This window comes from Gemmiger sp., from assembly GCF_036306485.1.
Lineage (GTDB): Bacteria > Bacillota > Clostridia > Oscillospirales > Ruminococcaceae > Gemmiger.
The window spans coordinates 1-17,476 of the sequence record NZ_JAXJZK010000031.1 but is presented as its reverse complement, the minus strand read 5'-3'; the positions used below and the strand labels follow the sequence as shown (position 1 = coordinate 17,476).

Genomic DNA, 17,476 nt, shown 5'->3' with positions numbered 1-17,476 from the left:
GGAATCGAGATGGCTCAGACAACCCCTACCCCGGTTCCCCGTACCCCGCAGCGGGTATCCCGCACCCAGCCGCAGGAATCCGTCTCCCGCAGTTCGGTTGCGGCGCCGGAACGCCCCGCCCGGGCACCCCGTCCGACGCCCGCGAAACCGCGGAAAAAGCGCCCCAATCCGTTTCTGCTCATCCTGTATGGGCTGATCCGTCGGCTGTATTTCGGCGGCAAGATCCTGTTCCGGCTCGCGCTCCTGGTGCCGATTCTGGTTTTCATGGTCGGGTTCAGCTACACGGTGGACCGCAGCGGCCTGTTCCAGGGTGCGCTGGCACCGCGCCGCATTGTGGACCTGATGCTCGAGGGCTACGATGTAACCAACTTTGAGGCGATGAACGAACGCGAAGTGGTCCAGCTCTACGCCCAGGATGTGCCCGAGACGCCCGAAGTGATCGGCATCGGCTCCAGCCGCGTGCTGCAGTTCACCACCGAGCTGGTGGGAACACAGAGCTTCTTCAACATGGGTGTGACCGGCGCCGACGTGCGGGACAACATGACCAGCTATTACAAGATGGTCAGCTACGGCAAGGCTCCCGATGTGCTGCTGTGGAGCCTGGACCCCTGGGTGTTCTTCGGCGACGAAGCCGCCTTTGACGTGCGTGCCGACGAAGAGCTGTACAACGAATTCCTGACCAAGGTTCTCGGCGTCGAGACCGACTATGAGGAACCCGACACCGTCGAACTCTGGAAAGCGCTGGCGGAACCCGCATATTTCCAGGGCAACGTGGATTACTTCGTCAAGAACCGCGGTCAGCCCACCGTCACCGATGACGACGGCAACACCATTGAGTTCAATCCCGTGCAGGGAGATCCCTACAACCAGACCACCACCATCAAGCGTTCGGACGGCAGCGTTCTGTACGACATCGCGTTCCGGTCCCTCAACGAGGACCAGATCCGCAATCTGGCCGCCGAATCCTGCATGAGCTTCAACAGCGTACATATGGAAGGGTTTGATGCGCTGTCCGCCAAGCAGGAGGAAGCCTTTGACAAGTTCATCCGCTACGCCCAGAGTCAGGGAACCACCGTGATTCTGGTGCTGAGTCCCTGGCATCCGTACCTGTACACCTATCTGCTCGGCGAGCCGGAAAATCACCAGGGCTTCTTCCAGGTGGAAAACTGGGTGCGTCAGTACTGTCATGACAACAACATTCCGCTGTACGGCAGCTATGATCCCGAGTGCATTCCGGGACTCGAAGAGATCGACTTCTTTGACGGTCTGCACTGTAAGGACAGCGGCATCGCCAAATTTTTCCCCGGCGTTCCCCAGGTATTGCAGGATCTGCAGAACGGCACCCTCCCCGATCCCCTGAGCGTTACGCCCCGCACGAGTCTGAATCAGGATTCCGCAGCGGAGAATGACTCCGCCGCTTCGTAACCGGAAACAAAAATCCCGGCACCTGTGGGCCGATCTGGCCGAGGTGCCGGGATTCTGTGTTTCTTGGGGAGTTACTGCTGCGCGGCGTTCTGCTCCCAGGGAGAGCGGAGGATTTCTCCGGAATCCACCTTGGTGCAGCGCTGGGCCGTCGCGCCCGCCTTGATCGTGGAGCGGGGTGCCGCATGGACACCGTCCTCCACCACCGCATCATGGTCCACAATGCTGCCGACATTGAGGATACAGCCGCAGCCGATGCGCGCATTGGTTCCCACAAAGGCAAACGGCAGGATGACCGTGCCGGGCGCAATCGAGGCGGATTCACAGACTTCCGCCGCCGGATGGCAGAAAACCGGTGTACGGTATCCGGCAGCCGCGAGCTTCTGCAGCCAGTCCAGGCGCAGGGCGTTGTCGCCGAGACCGACAAACGCATCCCGGCAGCGCTCCCGCAGTGCGGGGTCCAGATAATCCGCCAGCACACCGGCTGCATCGGGGGCCGCATCATCCAGATAGACGACATCGCCATACCCGCCGCAATCCAGCAGCATCTCTCCGAGTTCCCGGCCGAAGCCGCCCTTCCCCAGAATCAGGGCTGTGCGAAACAATCTCATACCATAACCTCCCGGTTTTGTTTTTTCTTATTATAGCACAATTGTAAAAAAACAACAGTCCTTTCCCCGTCCCGGGGTCCGGAACGGATTTGTGGCCCTGTACCGACAAAGACGAGGCCCCGGGGCCGGAACCGCCGGACCGGCGGGGTCTGGTAAAGTCATACTTCCCCTAGTTTTTGACTATCAATATCGACAAAAAGTGACCCGCAAATTTTGTCACACTGGAAAGTGCGACAAAAAATCCTCTGGGTCTTGCTTTTTTGTCCGACACGTTTTACACTTAATTTACAACATGAAGGAAACGGAGGTTTGTTCTGTGCAAAATGTGATGTTCGGGCCGTACCCGGCAGTTTCGCAGAGCTTCCGTTCTCCCATGATGCACAAGTCCCATACCGTATGATAAGCGCAGTGTACCCGTGTACACCGCGCTCTTCTTTTTCACTGATCGCAAGGAGGAATAGCTGATGCAGATTCGCAAAAAAGTTGCCGTCATCATGGGTTCGGACAGTGACTGGCCGGTTGTCAAATCCGCCTGTTCGGTTCTGAAGAGCTTTGATGTTCCCTACGAGGCACACATTCTTTCCGCCCACCGCACGCCGGAAGCCGCGGCCGCCTTTGCCAAATCGGCCCGCGCCGAAGGCTATGGCGTCATCCTCTGCGCTGCCGGCATGGCCGCGCATCTGGCCGGCGCGTTTGCCGCCAACACCACCCTGCCCGTCGTGGGAATTCCCATGAAGGGCGGCGCCATGGACGGCCTGGACGCCCTGCTTGCGACGGTGCAGATGCCTTCCGGCTTCCCGGTCGCCACGGTGGCCCTCAACGGCGCCAAGAATGCGGCCTACCTGGCCGTAGCGATCCTCGCGGTGAGCGACGAGGATCTCGCCAGCCGTCTGGAGGCGTTCCGCAAAGAGACCGCCGAAGCCATCGCCAAGAAGGATGCCGCCGTTGCCGCCGAGGCCGCCGCGCTGTAATCCAAAAGTTCTGTTTCCCTTTTCAGGGCCGCTATGGTACAATAGAAATAACAAATCATAAAGGAGTAAACCACCATGAACGTTGAAATCAAAGAACTGATGTACGAAGGCAAAGCCAAGCAGGTATTCGCTACTTCCGATCCCGAAATCGTCATGGTCCACTACAAGGACGACGCCACCGCCGGCGATGGTGAGAAGAAGGGCACCATCCGTGACAAGGGCATCGTCAACAACAAGCTCTCCAACGCGCTGATGCAGAAGCTGGAGAAGGAAGGCATCCCCACCCACTTCGTGGAGGAGCTCAACGATCGCGATACCCTGGTCAAGAAGGTCCAGATCGTTCCTCTGGAAGTCATCATCCGCAACGTCGCTGCCGGCCACTTCAGCCTGCGCATGGGCGTGCCCGAGGGCAAGGTCTTCAAGACGCCCATCCTGGAATACAGCTATAAGAACGACGATCTGCATGATCCGTTCATCAACCACTACTACGCTCTGGCCCTCGAGCTGGCCACCCAGGAAGAGCTGGACACCATCGCCCGTTACGCTTTCAAGGTCAATGAAGTGCTCAAGAAGATCATGCTGGATGCCAACATCCGTCTGATCGACTTCAAGCTGGAGTTCGGTCGCCTGCCGGACGGCACCATCATCCTGGCCGACGAAATCAGCCCCGATACCTGCCGTTTCTGGGACGCCACCACCGGTGCCCATCTGGATAAGGACCTCTTCCGCCGCAACATGGGCGGCGAGGCTGACGCTTACCAGGAAGTTATGAAGCGCCTGCTGGGCTGATCCTGAATTGAACGAAACGGAGTTTCCTTCATGAATGACTTTTCTCCCGCCGACGCCCTGCATGAGGAATGCGGCGTTTTCGGCATTTATGATTCCACCGGCCGCACCGACATGGTCAGCGCCGTATTCAGCGCCCTGTATGCGCTGCAGCACCGCGGTCAGGAAAGCTGCGGCATGGCGCTGAACGTGGACGGTGTCCTGACCGGGTACCGCGATCTGGGCCTTGTCAGTGAGGTGTTCACGCCCCGCGTCCTGGAGGATCTGCCCAAGGGCGCCAAGATGGCCACCGGTCATGTGCGGTATGCCACCTCCGGGCAGCGCATCCGCGCCAACGCCCAGCCCATGGTCCTGCATCACTGCAAGGGCACCATGGCCATCTGCCACAACGGCAACCTGACCAACGCCCCCCAGCTGCGCCACAAGCTCGAAATGAGCGGTTCCATCTTCCACGGCTCTTCCGACACCGAGGTCATCGGCTATCTGCTGACCCAGAACCGTCTGATCTCCCCGGACATCGAGACCGCCGTCTGCCGTACGATGGAGCAGATCACCGGTGCATACAGCCTGGTGATCATGACCCACACCAAGCTGATTGCGGCGCGCGACCCGCACGGGTTCCGCCCGCTCTGCATCGGTCAGCTGCCCGACGGTTCCGGCTGGGCATTTGCCTCGGAATCCTGCGCGCTGGATGCCGTGGGCGCCCGGTTTGTCCGTGACGTTCTGCCCGGCGAGATCGTGGTGGCCGATTATTCCGGTCTGCGGACCATCCGCACCCATTGCGGAACGGCACCGCATACCATCTGTGTCTTTGAGTATATTTATTTTGCCCGCCCCGATTCTTTGATCGAGGGCACCTGTGTCCATGACGCCCGGCTGCAGGCCGGCCGCTTCCTGGCGCAGGAGCATCCCGTGGATGCCGACGTGGTCATCGGTGCGCCGGACTCCGGCCTGGATGCCGCTCTGGGCTATTCCCGTGAAAGCGGAATTCCCTACGGCACCGGTTTCATCAAGAACAAGTATGTCGGACGGACCTTCATCCAGGGCTCCCAGGCCCAGCGGGAGAGCAGCGTGCGCATCAAGCTCAATGCGATCTCCTCCACTGTGGCCGGCAAGCGTGTGGTGCTGGTGGATGACTCCATCGTGCGCGGCACGACGAGCGCCCGCACCATCAAACTGCTGCGCGATGCCGGTGCCAAGGAAGTCCATTACCGCATCAGTGCCCCGCCTTTCATTCATCCCTGCTATTTCGGCACGGATATTCCCGATGAGAAGGATCTGATCGCCACCGGTCATACCGTTGAGGAGATCCGCGAGCTGGTTGGAGCCGATTCGCTGGGATACCTGAGCGTCGAGCATGTGCAGCAGCTGGCCATTCACAGCCACTGCGGCTTCTGCACCGGCTGCTTTACCGGCAAATACCCCGTCGACCCGCCCACCGAGACGATGGATATTGTTTACGACAAGCCCCTGAGCCAGTCGCGTTCCAACAAGCGGCTGTGAGTGTTGCATGGGAGGATAACGAAATGGAAAAAAGCTATTCCGCAAGTTATGCGGCCGCCGGTGTGGATATTACCGCCGGCTACAAGGCCGTTGACCTGATGAAACAGCATGTGGCGCGCACGATGAACGAACACTGCATCGGCGGGCTGGGCGGCTTCGGCGGCCTGTTTGAGCTGGACTGCACCGATATGCCGCACCCGGTTCTGATCTCCGGCACCGACGGCGTCGGCACCAAGCTGCGCATCGCCCAGTACATGAACAAGCATGACACCGTGGGCATTGACTGCGTGGCCATGTGCGTCAACGACGTGATCTGCGCCGGTGCCAAGCCGCTGGTTTTCCTGGATTACATCGCCTGCGGCAAGAACGTGCCGGAACGCATCGCCGATCTGGTCAAGGGCGTGGCGGAAGGCTGCGTCCAGGCCGGCTGCGCGCTGGTCGGCGGCGAGACCGCTGAGATGCCCGGTTTCTACCCCGAGGATGAGTATGATCTGGCCGGTTTCACCGTGGGTGCCGTGGACAAGAGCAAGATTCTTGACAATTCCACGATGCAGCCCGGCGATGTGATCCTGGCGCTGCCCTCCTCCGGTGTGCATTCCAACGGTTTCTCGCTGGTCCGCAAGATCTTTGATCTGGAAAACAACCCGTCCGTCCTGGACCGCCGCTACGAGGGTCTGGACGGCACGCTGGGTGAGGCCCTGCTGGCGCCCACCAAGATCTATGTCAAGCCGGTGCTGGCCGTGATGAAGGAAGTCACCGTCAAGGGTGTCTCCCACATCACCGGCGGCGGCTTCTACGAGAACATTCCCCGCAGCCTGAAGGAAGGCTGCTGCGCCGTCATCCGCAAGGCGGACGTGCGCACGCCGGTCCTGTTCGACATTCTGGCCCGGGAAGGCAACATTCCTGAGCGCGACATGTTCAACACCTTCAACATGGGCGTCGGCATGATCCTGACCGTCGCCGCCGAGGACGCCGACAAGGCGCTGGCCATCCTGCAGGCAAACGGCGAGAACGCCTATCGCCTGGGTGTGATCGGCGAAGGCAGCGGGGTGGAACTGGTATGATGAAGATTGCTGTTCTGGTTTCGGGCGGCGGCACCAACCTGCAGGCCATTCTGGAGAGTGAGCGCCGCGGTGAGAACCCCAACGGCCGTGTGACGCTGGTTGTGGCCAGCAAGCCGGGTGTCTACGCCCTGGAGCGTGCCGCGAACTTCGGCGTTGAGACCGCTGTGGTGCGCCGCAAGGACTATGAGACCAGCGAGGCATTTGATGCCGCTTTGCTGGAAACGCTGCAGAGCCACGGGATTGATCTGGTGGTTCTGGCCGGGTTCCTGAGCGTTCTGGGCCCCAGCGTCATCGCCGCCTACCCGAACCGCATCCTCAACGTTCACCCCAGCCTGATTCCGAGTTTCTGCGGACCCGGCTACTATGGTCTGCGCGTCCACGAGGAAGCGCTCAAGCGCGGCGTCAAGGTGACCGGTGCCACGGTTCACTTCGTGAACGAGATCTGTGACGGCGGCCCCATCCTGCTGCAGAAGGCTGTGGACGTGAAGCCTGACGACACGCCGCAGACCCTGCAGAAACGCGTGATGGAGGAAGCCGAGTGGAAGCTGCTGCCCCGCGCCATCGCCATGGTGTGCAGCGGCGAAGCATAAAAAGCACAAGGAGGGCAATCGCGATGAAAAAGAACCTGTACAAGTATCTTGCCGGCAACGAGTATCCGGGCCGCGGCATCTGCATCGGTCTTTCTCCGGACGGCGCCAAGGTCATGGTCGCCTACTGGATCATGGGCCGCAGCGCCAACAGCCGCAACCGGGTATTCGACGCGATCCCGGGCGGTATCCGCACGCTGGCCGCCGACCCCGCCAAGCTTGAGGACCCGCATCTGATCATCTACAATCCGGTCCTGACCGTCAACGAGACCACCATTGTCACCAACGGCGACCAGACCGATACGATCTACCACTTTATCCGGGACAATCTGTTCCCCGGCTACAGCTTTGAGGCGGCGCTCTCCACCCGTCTGTTCGAGGACGACGCCCCCAACTACACCCCGCGCATCTCCGGCGTTGTGGATATGCGTCGCGGCGGCTACAAGCTGAGCATCCTCAAAAGCTGCGACGGCAATGCCGCCAGCGTGCAGCGCCAGACCTTCGACTATCCCCAGCCTGTGGCGGGCGAAGGCCAGCTGATCACGACCTACCAGAAAAACGGTGCGCCGATCCCGAGCTTTGCCGGGGAACCGATGCGCGTGACCGTCGACGAGGTCGATCCGCAGGAGTACGCCGGCAAGATCTGGAATGCCCTGAACGAGGACAACAAGGTCAGCCTGTTTGTGCGTGCCATCACGCTGGCAACGGGCGACTATGAGGACGTCATCATCAACAAATACAACACGGTGGAGGCCTGAAAACAAATGAAGGAATTTCAGCTGAAATACGGCACCAACCCCAACCAGAAGCCTGCCCGTATCTTCATGGCAGACGGTTCCGATCTGCCCGTCACGATTCTGAACGGCAAGCCCGGCTACATCAATTTTCTGGACGCATTCAACAGCTACCAGCTGGTGCGTGACCTGAAAAAGGCGCTGGGCCAGCCTGCCGCTGCCAGCTTCAAGCATGTCTCCCCTGCCGGCGCCGCCATCGGTCTGCCGCTGGACGATACGCTGCGCCGGATGTACCACATCGACGCCGATATGCCGCTGTCCGCGCTGGCCTGTGCCTATGCGCGCGCCCGCGGTGCCGACCGTATGAGCAGCTTCGGTGACTGGATTGCCCTGTCCGATGTGTGCGACCTTTCCACCGCCCAGCTCATCAAGCACGAGGTTTCGGACGGCATCATCGCGCCCGGCTATGATGCCGACGCCCTGGAAGTGCTGAAGTCCAAGAAGAAGGGCAACTACAACATTGTGGCGATTGATCCCGCCTATGAGCCTGCAGCCCTTGAGCGCCGCACCGTTTTCGGCGTGACCTTTGAGCAGGGCCGTCAGGATCTCGAGATTTCGGCCGACACGATGCTGCAGAACATTGTGACCAAGAACAAGGAAATCAGCGAGTCCCAGAAGCGTGATCTGGTCATGAGCCTGATCGTTCTGAAGTACACCCAGTCCAACTCGGTGTGCTATGTACAGGACGGCCAGACCATCGGCGTCGGCGCCGGCCAGCAGAGCCGCATTCACTGCACCCGTCTGGCGGGCCAGAAGGCGGACAACTGGCAGCTGCGCCACATGCCCAAGGTGCTGGATCTGCCCTTCCGCGAGGACATCACCAAGCCCAACCGCGACAACGCGATTGATGTCTACATCGGCGACACGCCGGAGGATGTCATCGGCGACGATGTCTGGGCCGAGACCTTCACCGAGCAGCCCGCTCCGCTGACTGCCGAGGAGAAGAAAGCCTGGCTGTCCCACGTGACCGGCGTCAGCCTCGGCAGTGATGCGTTCTTCCCGTTCGGGGACAACATCGAGCGTGCCCGCCGCAGCGGCGTGACCGCGATTGTCGAGCCGGGCGGCTCCATCCGCGATGCCCAGGTCATTGAAACCTGCGACAAGTACGGCATTGCGATGGCGTTCTGCGGAATCCGCCTGTTCCATCACTGATTCCATTACGAAACAATTCAACAGGGAGGCCGGCAGATGGCAATGACGGCGAAAAAGGAGTGGCTCGGTGCCTGCTGTCTGGCAGCAGGTGTGGCTGTCTACGCCTTTTTTGCCGCACAGTCAGGGGCTTCCCTGCTCTTTTTGTCGGCGGCTGCCGCAGCCTGTCTGCTCTGCATCTGGCTGCCGGGCCGGTCTCTGGCACGGTTCGCCTTTCCCGGGCTCTGGGCACAGGGCGCCGCTGCTTCCCTGACCGCTGTGCTGGGGCTTTCCGTTTTTGCCCTGTGCACTGTGCTGGCCAGTCTGACCGGGGTCCGCTTCCTGACGTGGCTGCCACTGGCCGCTCTGCTGCTGCCATCCCGGGCGCAGTCCGCCCCGCGGCGTTCCCGGCTGCCCTTCTGTCTGACGGCTGCCGTTGTGCTGCTGCTCCTGGCCCCCGCCTGTGGTCGGTTTGCACATCCCGCGGCTGTGGGAATCACCATTCCGCAGCAGGATTTTTACTGGAATGTGGGCAATGCCGAGAGCTTTGCCCTCGGGTTTCCGCCGTCCGATCTGCGGTACAGCGGCTACACACTGACCTACCATTATCTGACCGAGCTTCTTGAAGCCGGACTGTCCTTCTGCTGCGGGATTTCCTGCTACGATGCCGCCGGTTTTGCGGCACCGCCGCTGGTCCTGCTGGCCGCTGCCGCCATCTGGCAGGAGCTGGGCCGCCTTTTCTGGCCGGGCAGCCGGCTGCGCGCTCCACTGCTTCCTGCCGCGGTCCTGCTGCTCGGCAGTGTGGGCGGCACCGCGGCGCTGGCCGGCCGCGATCCCTTCTGGAACCTGCTGACGATTCACCTGCTGACCAACATCAATGCCGTTGCAACGGCCGCGCTGCTTCTGGGCGCCTTTCTGGTGCTGTTTGCAAGGCTGTCTGCCGGCGGGTATGCGGTGCGGAGGGCTGTCCCCTGTGTGCTTGCCTTTCTGCTGCTCTGTCTCGGCAAAGGACCGGTGGCGGCGCTGGTTGCCCTGGCGGCGCTGTGTGCGGTGGTTCTTTCCCTGCCGCGCGGTTCGCGCTCTGAAAAGCTGCGTTCCCTGGGTTTTGCACTGCTGCTCTGTCTGCTGTTCCTGCTCTGTTTCCGGCTGCTTTTCGCGGCCGGTGCGGACAGCAGTGTGGAGTTTTCTCTGCACGCCACCCTTGAAAAAGGCGCGTTTGCCCCGCTGCTGGCGGCGCTCAAGGCACGCAGCGGTCTGCTCTACACGGTCAGTCTGCCGCTGTGGATGATCGTTCAGTGTTTCTGCATGGCCCCCTTTGCGTTTCCTCTTTTCTGCGGCGCCGCGCTGCACACGCTGCGCCACCTGAAACAAGCCGACCCGGCACGGCTGTTCTGTTTTGCGCTGGGATTCGGCGGACTGCTGGCGTTCTTCCTCTTTGACCACCCGGCCATGAGTCAGTGCTATTTTGCCTATGCGGCGCTGGGCGTGGTGGATCTGATCGCCCTGGATGCCCTGCCATCCTGCCGCGGGTTGCTGCGGGTTCCGGCTGCGGCGCTCGGTGCGCTCAGTGTACTGACCGGGGTGCTCGCCTGTGTGTTTCTGATGCGGGAAGGCTGCACAGCGCTTTGGAATCCTTCCGCTGCCGTACAGGCCCATCCGCAGTACACGCCATTGACCGCGGACGAGGAAGAGGCCATGCAGTGGCTGCGCGCCGCCATGCCGGAAGATGCCTATTTTGCCACCAACCGCATGCACACCGGTGCGGCGGAGGAAGGGCTTTCCAACGTGTATTCCGGGCTTTCGGGACGGCGCGCCTATATGGAAAGTTTCCAGTATGCCAAGACCAATCTGGGTGTTCCGGCCGAGGAATTCGGCGCACGGTATGACCGGATGGCTGCCCTGTTCGGCATGGACGGCGTCTGCGATCCCGCCCGCGCCGAGCAGATCTGCCGCGATACCCAGGTCGGATGGCTGGTCTGCAACACCACCCTTCCGGGCAGCGATGCCGCCTTTGAGACAGGCAGTTTCTGCTGCGTTTATGAAAACGATACGGTGAAAATCTACCGTTTTGAATCCTGAAAGTTTCCCTTCGGTCCGGATGCGGGCCGGCGGGCAAGTCTGACATAAAGGAGTTTTTGTGATGAAGATTCTGGTTGTCGGCGGCGGCGGGCGTGAACACGCCATCATCCGCGCGCTGAAAAAAAGTCCCGAATGCGGCGAGATCTGGTGTGCGCCCGGCAACGGCGGCATCAGCTACGACGCCATCTGCAAGAATATTCCGGCCACCGATGTGAAAGCCATGGTTGCCTTTGCCAAGGAAGAGGCGTTCGATTATGTGGTCGTCGCCCAGGATGATCCGCTGGCCCTGGGCATGGTGGACGCGCTGGCTGAGGTCGGGATTCCCGCTTTCGGTCCCAACGCTGCCGCGGCACGCATCGAGGCCAGCAAGGTGTTCAGCAAAAACCTGATGAAGAAATACGGCATTCCCACCGCTGACTATGCGGTGTTTGACGATCCTTCCAAGGTACTGGCGTACGTCCGGGAGAAGAACCGCTATCCGGTGGTCATCAAGGCGGACGGCCTGGCCCTGGGTAAGGGCGTGCTGATCTGCGCCGATGAGGCTCAGGCCGAGGACGCCGTGAAGGAGATCATGCTGGACAAGAAGTTCGGCGCTTCGGGCAACCATGTGGTCGTGGAGGAGTTCCTGACCGGTCCTGAGGTCAGCGTTCTTTCCTTCTGCGACGGCAAGACCGTCAAGCCGATGGTGTCCAGCATGGACCACAAGCGGGCCCTGGACCACGACGAGGGTCTGAACACCGGCGGCATGGGAACGGTCGCGCCCAACCCCTGCTACACCCCCGAGATTGCCGCCGAGTGCATGGAAAAGATTTTCCTGCCCACCGTGGCTGCCATGCAGGCCGAGGGATGCCCCTTCCGGGGATGCCTGTATTTCGGCCTGATGCTGACCCCGGACGGTCCCAAGGTCATTGAGTACAACTGCCGTTTCGGTGATCCCGAAACCCAGGTCGTGCTGCCGCTCCTGGAAAGCGATCTGCTCTCCATCATGCTGGCGACGACCAACGGCACGCTGGACCAGACCGAGGTCCGGTTCAGCAGCGGCGCGGCCGCCTGCGTGATCCTGGCGTCCGGCGGGTATCCCGTTGCCTATGAGAAGGGCAAGGAGATCACCGGTCTTGTGAACGGCCAGGTGGAAGGCGCCGAGGATGTGACGGTCTATCATGCCGGAACCGCGATCCGTGACGGCAAGCTGGTCACGGCGGGCGGCCGTGTGCTGGGCGTCACCGCCACAGCCGACGATCTGCCTGCCGCCCTGAAGAAGGCATACGCCGCGGCTGCAAACATTCATTTTGACAAGATGCATATGCGCACCGACATCGGCGCCCGCGCGCTGGCTGCCATGCACTGAACAGGAGGTCAAACGAAATGGTATACCGCATTTATGTTGAGAAAAAGCCCGGATTTGACGGCGAAGCCCAGGGCCTGCTGCATGAGCTGGTCGAGCTGGTCGGCATCTCGGGTCTGAAAAGCCTGCGCCTGCTGAACCGCTACGACGTGGAAGGCATCGACCGCGAGCTGTTTGAGAAGGCCATTCCGACGGTCTTCAGTGAGCCCCCGGTGGATGTGACCTACGACGAGCTGCCCACGGCACCGATCATCTTTGCCGTGGAGTATCTGCCCGGACAGTTTGACCAGCGGGCGGATTCGGCATCCCAGTGCATCCAGCTGCTGAGCCAGGGCGAGCGCCCCGACGTGCGCAGTGCCCGTGTCTACCTGCTGGAAGGCGATCTCTCCGATGCCGATCTGGAAGCCATCAAGAAGTACGTCATCAACCCCGTCGAAGCCCGTGAAGCCAGCCTGGAGCCCCGCGACACGCTCAAGATGGAGTTCGCCGTTCCGACCGCCGTGGAAACCCTGACCGGTTTCCTGGACCTCGATGACGACGCGCTGGAGGCGTTCCGTGTCGAGAAGGGCCTGGCCATGGACCATGCCGACATCGTGTTCTGCCAGAACTACTTCAAGTCCGAGCACCGCGATCCCACCATCACCGAGATCCGTCTGATCGATACCTACTGGTCCGACCATTGCCGCCACACCACCTTCGGCACGATCCTGGACAACGTCCAGATCGACGACGCCGTGGTGCAGGCCGCCTTTGACCGCTACATGGCCCTGCGTACCGAGACCGGCCGCGACAAGAAGAACCGCACCCTGATGGATGCCGGCACCATTGCCGCCAAGGCACTGAAGCAACGCGGAATTCTGAAGAATCTGGACGAGAGCGAGGAGATCAACGCCTGCACCGTCAAGATCAAGTGTGATGTGGACGGCGAGTTGCAGGACTGGCTGTTCCTCTTCAAGAACGAAACCCACAACCACCCCACCGAGATCGAGCCTTTCGGCGGCGCGGCCACCTGCATCGGCGGTGCAATCCGCGATCCCCTGTCCGGCCGCAGCTATGTCTATCAGGCAATGCGTGTGACCGGTGCCGGCGATCCGCTGCAGCCGGTATCCGAGACGATGCCCGGCAAGCTGCCGCAGCGCAAGCTCGTGACCACCGCGGCCGCCGGCTATTCGAGCTACGGCAACCAGATCGGTCTGGCAACCGGCCAGGTCTGTGAGCTGTATCATCCCGGCTATGTGGCCAAGCGCATGGAGATCGGTGCCGTGGTCGGCGCCACGCCGGCCAGCCATGTGCGCCGCGAAGAGCCCGCCCCGGGGGATGTGATCATCCTGCTGGGCGGCCGGACCGGCCGTGACGGCATCGGCGGTGCCACGGGTTCCAGCAAGGCTCACAAGCTGACCAGCCTGGAAACCTGCGGTGCCGAAGTCCAGAAGGGCAATGCCCCCATCGAGCGCAAGCTGCAGCGTCTGTTCCGCCGGGAGGACGCCTGCCGGATGATCAAGCGCTGCAACGACTTTGGTGCGGGCGGTGTCTCGGTTGCCATCGGCGAACTGGCCGACGGTCTGGACATTGATCTGAACAAGGTCACCAAGAAATACGAAGGTCTGGACGGCACCGAACTGGCCATCAGCGAGAGCCAGGAGCGCATGGCTGTGGCCGTGGCCCCGGAGGATGCCGACAAGTTCATCGCGCTGGCCCGTGAGGAAAACCTGGAGGCCACCGTTGTGGCCACCGTCACCGAGGAAAAGCGGATGCGCGAGCGCTGGAATGGCACCGCCATCGTGGATCTTTCCCGTGAATTCCTCAATTCCAACGGCGCCGAGCGTCACGCCGATGTTCACATCCTGCCCGGCACGGTCTGGCAGCCGCAGTGGTCCGGCAACACCTTCGCCGAGAAGCTGGAAAGCCTGGTCACCGACCTGAACGTCTGCAGCCAGAAGGGTCTGGGCGAGCGGTTTGACTCCACGATCGGCGCCGCCACCGTCCTGATGCCTTACGGCGGCAAATATCAGCTGACGCCCGCCATGGCCATGGCCGCCAAGTTGCCGGTGGACGGCGAGACCACCACCTGCTCCGGTATGGCCTGGGGCTTCAACCCCTATCTGACCGAGGCGGACCCCTACCGCGGCGCCTACATGGCCGTGGTGGAGAGCGTGACCAAGCTGGTCTGTGCCGGTTTCCGCCACGAAGACATGTATCTGACCTTCCAGGAATACTTTGAGCACCTGGGCACCCAGCCGGAACGCTGGGGCAAGCCTCTGGCCGCTCTGCTGGGTGCTCTGGACGCCCAGATGGGTCTTGGCATCGCGGCCATCGGCGGCAAGGACAGCATGTCCGGCAGCTTTGAGGGGCTGGATGTTCCCCCGACGCTGGTCAGCTTTGCCACGGCGATCGGCAAGACCGAAAACGTGCTGAGCCCCGAATTCAAGAAGGCCAACAGCTCGGTGGTCATCCTCAAGCCGCAGTACAAGGACGGTCTGCCGGAGATCGGCAGCCTGCTGGCCATCTACCACACCGTGGAGCAGATGATCGAGCAGGGCAAGGTCCTGGCTGCCGCCACCCCCGGGTACGGCGGTGTGGCCGAAGCGCTGTTCAAGATGTGCGTGGGCAATCATGTGGGTCTGGCGCTGAGCAACAACATCAAGCTGGATGATCTGTTCAAGCCCTGCTACGGCGCTGTGATTCTCGAGCTGCTGGACCCCGCCGCGGGCGAGTTCCTGGGCTTCACGACGGTGGATTACACCCTCACCGCAGGCGGTCAGGAAATTGACCTGGCCCCGCTGCAGGACAAGTGGGAAGCCAAGCTGGAGCCGGTCTTCCCCTACCGCAAGCCCGGCGAGGAGGTCAAGGCCCTGGAATACAACTGCAACGTCTTCCAGCGCGTGGCCCCGGCCGTTCGTCTTGCCACGCCCCGCGTGATCATTCCGGTCTTCCCGGGCACCAACTGCGAATATGACACGGCGCGCGCCTTCCGTCGTGCGGGCGGCGATCCGCACATTCTGGTCCTGAAGAACCTGACCCCCGCCGACGTTGCCGAGAGCTGCGAGGCCCTGGTCAAGGAGATTGATCAGGCCCAGATCCTGATGCTGCCGGGCGGCTTCTCGGGCGGCGACGAGCCGGACGGTTCCGCCAAGTTCATCGCGGCGTTCTTCCGTGCGCCGGCAGTGGCCGATGCGGTCAACCGCCTGCTCAATCAGCGCGACGGTCTGGCGCTGGGCATCTGCAACGGTTTCCAGGCACTGATCAAGCTGGGCCTTGTCCCCTACGGCGAGATCCGCCCGATCACGGCACAGGACCCGACGCTGACCTTCAACACGATTCACCGTCATCAGAGCATGCTGGTCCGCACCCGCGTGGCATCCAACAAGAGCCCCTGGCTCAGCGAATGCGATGTGAACGACGAACACCTGATTGCCATCAGCCACGGCGAAGGACGGTTCGTCTGCAACGACGAGCTGCTGCAGCAGCTGATTGCCAACGGTCAGATCGCCACCCAGTATGTGGATCTGAACTGCGTGCCGACGATGGACCAGCGGTACAACCCCAACGGCAGTGTACTGGCCATCGAGGGCATCACGAGCCCGGACGGCCGTGTGTTCGGCAAGATGGGTCACTCGGAGCGCAGCGGCGACAACCTGTACAAGAACGTCACCGGCGACAAGTATCAGCCGATCTTTGAGGGCGGCGTGAACTACTTCAAGCTGTAATACATCAATCCAGGAGGATTTTCCTATGGCACATGACCGTTATATTTCTCCGTTCTCCACCCGGTATGCGTCGGATGAGATGCAGTACATCTTCTCGGACGACAACAAATTCCGCACCTGGCGTCGGCTCTGGATTGCTCTGGCCAAGGCGGAGCAGAAACAGGGTCTGGCCATCACCGATGAGCAGATCGCCGAGCTGGAAGCGCACAAGGATGACATCAATTATGAGGAAGCTGCTGCCCGGGAAAAGCTGGTCCGTCACGATGTGATGAGCCATGTGTACGCCTACGGCCTGCAGTGCCCCAAAGCCAAGGGCATCATTCATCTGGGTGCCACGAGCTGCTATGTCGGCGACAACACCGACGTGATCCTGATGCGTCAGGGTCTGCAGCTGGTGCGCAAGAAGCTGATCGGCGTGCTGGCCAATCTGGCTTCCTTCGCCGAGACCTACAAGGATATGCCCTGCCTGGCATACACCCATTGCCAGCCTGCGCAGCTGACCACCGTCGGCAAACGTGCCACGCTCTGGATGAACGAGTTCTACATGGACCTGACCGAAATCGATCATCAGATCGGGGAACTGGCGCTGCGCGGCGTCAAGGGAACGACCGGCACCCAGGCCAGTTTCATGGAGCTGTTTGCCGGTGATTCCACCAAGGTCAAGGCCGTCGAGGCCGATGTCTGCGCCCAGATGGGCTTTGACAAGGTCATCCCGGTCTGCGGTCAGACCTACAGCCGCAAGGTGGACTACAATGTCCTGTCCGCCATTGCCGGCCTCGCACAGAGTGCGATGAAGATGGCCACCGACATCCGTCTGCTGGCCAACTTCAAGGAGATGGAGGAACCGTTTGAGAAGAATCAGATCGGCTCTTCCGCCATGCCTTACAAGCGCAATCCGATGCGCTGTGAGCGGATCTGTGCGCTGTCCCGGTATCTGATGGTGGATGTCCTGAACCCTGCCATGACGGCCGGTACCCAGTGGTTTGAGCGCACGCTGGACGATTCGGCCAACAAGCGCATTGCGATGGCGGAGGGCTTCCTGGCCGCCGATGCCATCCTGAACATTCTGCTGAATGTCTCGGATGGTCTGGTGGTTTACCCGAAGGTGATCCGCAGCCGCGTGATGGCCGAGCTGCCCTTCATGGCCAGTGAGAACATCATGATGAAGGCCGTCAAGAAGGGCGGAGACCGTCAGGAACTGCACGAGCGTCTGCGCGAGCACGCTGTTGCGGCGGCCGCTGTGGTCAAGCAGGAAGGCAAGCCCAACGATATGATCGCCCGTGTGGAGGCCGATCCGGCGTTCGGTCTGACCCGCGAGGAGATCGAGAGCGAGCTGACGCCCGAGGCCTTCACCGGCCGTGCTCCCGAACAGGTGGAGGATTATCTCAATGAGGTGATCCGTCCCGTGCTCGCAGCCAACCCCGAGGATGTGGGCCAGAAGGCGGAGCTGAGCGTCTGATTTCCTGAACAGAATCCGAT

General features: G+C 61.5%; 13 protein-coding genes. 12 read left to right on the top strand and 1 reads right to left on the bottom strand.

Going from position 1 to position 17,476, the window contains the following annotated elements; all coding sequences use genetic code 11:
• The first annotated feature begins 9 nt into the window (after positions 1-9).
• A complete protein-coding gene (locus U0L91_RS06570) occupies positions 10-1,425 on the top strand; it encodes a hypothetical protein (RefSeq protein ID WP_330045405.1) in 1,416 nt (471 codons plus the stop codon).
• A gap of 71 nt (positions 1,426-1,496) precedes the next feature.
• On the opposite strand, the gene U0L91_RS06565 is transcribed toward U0L91_RS06570, so the two are convergent.
• The gene (locus U0L91_RS06565; RefSeq protein WP_330045404.1) at positions 1,497-2,033 is read right to left on the bottom strand and encodes a PglD-related sugar-binding protein; all 537 of its coding nucleotides are present in this window, start codon (positions 2,031-2,033) and stop codon (positions 1,497-1,499) included.
• A 470-nt stretch (positions 2,034-2,503) separates the two neighbouring features.
• Between U0L91_RS06565 and purE the strand changes: the two genes are divergently transcribed.
• From purE to purB, 11 genes are all read left to right on the top strand, one after another.
• Positions 2,504-3,004: a 5-(carboxyamino)imidazole ribonucleotide mutase gene (gene purE, locus U0L91_RS06560; protein WP_330045470.1), complete on the top strand. Its 501-nt coding sequence runs from the start codon at positions 2,504-2,506 to the stop codon at positions 3,002-3,004.
• 75 nt (positions 3,005-3,079) lie between these two features.
• Entirely contained in the window at positions 3,080-3,793 is a 714-nt protein-coding gene (gene purC / locus U0L91_RS06555) for a phosphoribosylaminoimidazolesuccinocarboxamide synthase (RefSeq protein ID WP_330045403.1), read from the top strand.
• A gap of 30 nt (positions 3,794-3,823) precedes the next feature.
• The gene (gene purF, locus U0L91_RS06550; RefSeq protein WP_330045402.1) at positions 3,824-5,293 is read left to right on the top strand and encodes an amidophosphoribosyltransferase; all 1,470 of its coding nucleotides are present in this window, start codon (positions 3,824-3,826) and stop codon (positions 5,291-5,293) included.
• Between the two features lie 23 nt (positions 5,294-5,316).
• The gene (purM, locus tag U0L91_RS06545; RefSeq protein WP_330045401.1) at positions 5,317-6,357 is read left to right on the top strand and encodes a phosphoribosylformylglycinamidine cyclo-ligase; all 1,041 of its coding nucleotides are present in this window, start codon (positions 5,317-5,319) and stop codon (positions 6,355-6,357) included.
• Positions 6,354-6,947, top strand: a complete 594-nt coding sequence (purN, locus tag U0L91_RS06540; protein WP_330045400.1) for a phosphoribosylglycinamide formyltransferase — start codon at positions 6,354-6,356, stop codon at positions 6,945-6,947. The genes purM and purN overlap by 4 nt, the downstream gene beginning before the upstream one ends.
• 23 nt (positions 6,948-6,970) lie before the next feature.
• Positions 6,971-7,702 carry an IMP cyclohydrolase gene (locus U0L91_RS06535; RefSeq protein WP_330045399.1) on the top strand — a complete coding sequence of 244 codons (732 nt, stop codon included), beginning with the start codon at positions 6,971-6,973 and terminating at the stop codon, positions 7,700-7,702.
• Positions 7,703-7,708: 6 nt separating this feature from the next.
• Positions 7,709-8,890 carry a phosphoribosylaminoimidazolecarboxamide formyltransferase gene (locus U0L91_RS06530; RefSeq protein WP_330045398.1) on the top strand — a complete coding sequence of 394 codons (1,182 nt, stop codon included), beginning with the start codon at positions 7,709-7,711 and terminating at the stop codon, positions 8,888-8,890.
• Between the two features lie 36 nt (positions 8,891-8,926).
• On the top strand, positions 8,927-10,945 hold the full coding sequence (locus U0L91_RS06525; RefSeq protein ID WP_330045397.1) for a hypothetical protein: 2,019 nt from the start codon (positions 8,927-8,929) through the stop codon (positions 10,943-10,945).
• 61 nt (positions 10,946-11,006) lie between these two features.
• On the top strand, positions 11,007-12,293 hold the full coding sequence (gene purD / locus U0L91_RS06520; protein ID WP_330045396.1) for a phosphoribosylamine--glycine ligase: 1,287 nt from the start codon (positions 11,007-11,009) through the stop codon (positions 12,291-12,293).
• Positions 12,294-12,310: 17 nt separating this feature from the next.
• Positions 12,311-15,997, top strand: coding sequence for a phosphoribosylformylglycinamidine synthase (locus U0L91_RS06515; protein WP_330045395.1), 3,687 nt, complete (start codon positions 12,311-12,313; stop codon positions 15,995-15,997).
• 25 nt (positions 15,998-16,022) lie between these two features.
• A complete protein-coding gene (gene purB / locus U0L91_RS06510) occupies positions 16,023-17,456 on the top strand; it encodes an adenylosuccinate lyase (RefSeq protein ID WP_330045394.1) in 1,434 nt (477 codons plus the stop codon).
• Positions 17,457-17,476: the final 20 nt, after the last annotated feature.

What these genes read in the sequence shown, in the direction of transcription:
- U0L91_RS06530 (WP_330045398.1), top strand. Translation starts at nt 7,709, where the DNA reads ATGAAGGAATTTCAGCTGAAATACGGCACCAACCCCAACCAGAAGCCT.
- purM (WP_330045401.1), top strand. Translation starts at nt 5,317, where the DNA reads ATGGAAAAAAGCTATTCCGCAAGTTATGCGGCCGCCGGTGTGGATATT.
- purN (WP_330045400.1), top strand. Translation starts at nt 6,354, where the DNA reads ATGATGAAGATTGCTGTTCTGGTTTCGGGCGGCGGCACCAACCTGCAG.
- purB (WP_330045394.1), top strand. Translation starts at nt 16,023, where the DNA reads ATGGCACATGACCGTTATATTTCTCCGTTCTCCACCCGGTATGCGTCG.
- purC (WP_330045403.1), top strand. Translation starts at nt 3,080, where the DNA reads ATGAACGTTGAAATCAAAGAACTGATGTACGAAGGCAAAGCCAAGCAG.
- U0L91_RS06535 (WP_330045399.1), top strand. Translation starts at nt 6,971, where the DNA reads ATGAAAAAGAACCTGTACAAGTATCTTGCCGGCAACGAGTATCCGGGC.
- U0L91_RS06525 (WP_330045397.1), top strand. Translation starts at nt 8,927, where the DNA reads ATGGCAATGACGGCGAAAAAGGAGTGGCTCGGTGCCTGCTGTCTGGCA.
- U0L91_RS06515 (WP_330045395.1), top strand. Translation starts at nt 12,311, where the DNA reads ATGGTATACCGCATTTATGTTGAGAAAAAGCCCGGATTTGACGGCGAA.
- purF (WP_330045402.1), top strand. Translation starts at nt 3,824, where the DNA reads ATGAATGACTTTTCTCCCGCCGACGCCCTGCATGAGGAATGCGGCGTT.
- purD (WP_330045396.1), top strand. Translation starts at nt 11,007, where the DNA reads ATGAAGATTCTGGTTGTCGGCGGCGGCGGGCGTGAACACGCCATCATC.
- U0L91_RS06570 (WP_330045405.1), top strand. Translation starts at nt 10, where the DNA reads ATGGCTCAGACAACCCCTACCCCGGTTCCCCGTACCCCGCAGCGGGTA.
- U0L91_RS06565 (WP_330045404.1), bottom strand. Translation starts at nt 2,033, where the DNA reads ATGAGATTGTTTCGCACAGCCCTGATTCTGGGGAAGGGCGGCTTCGGC.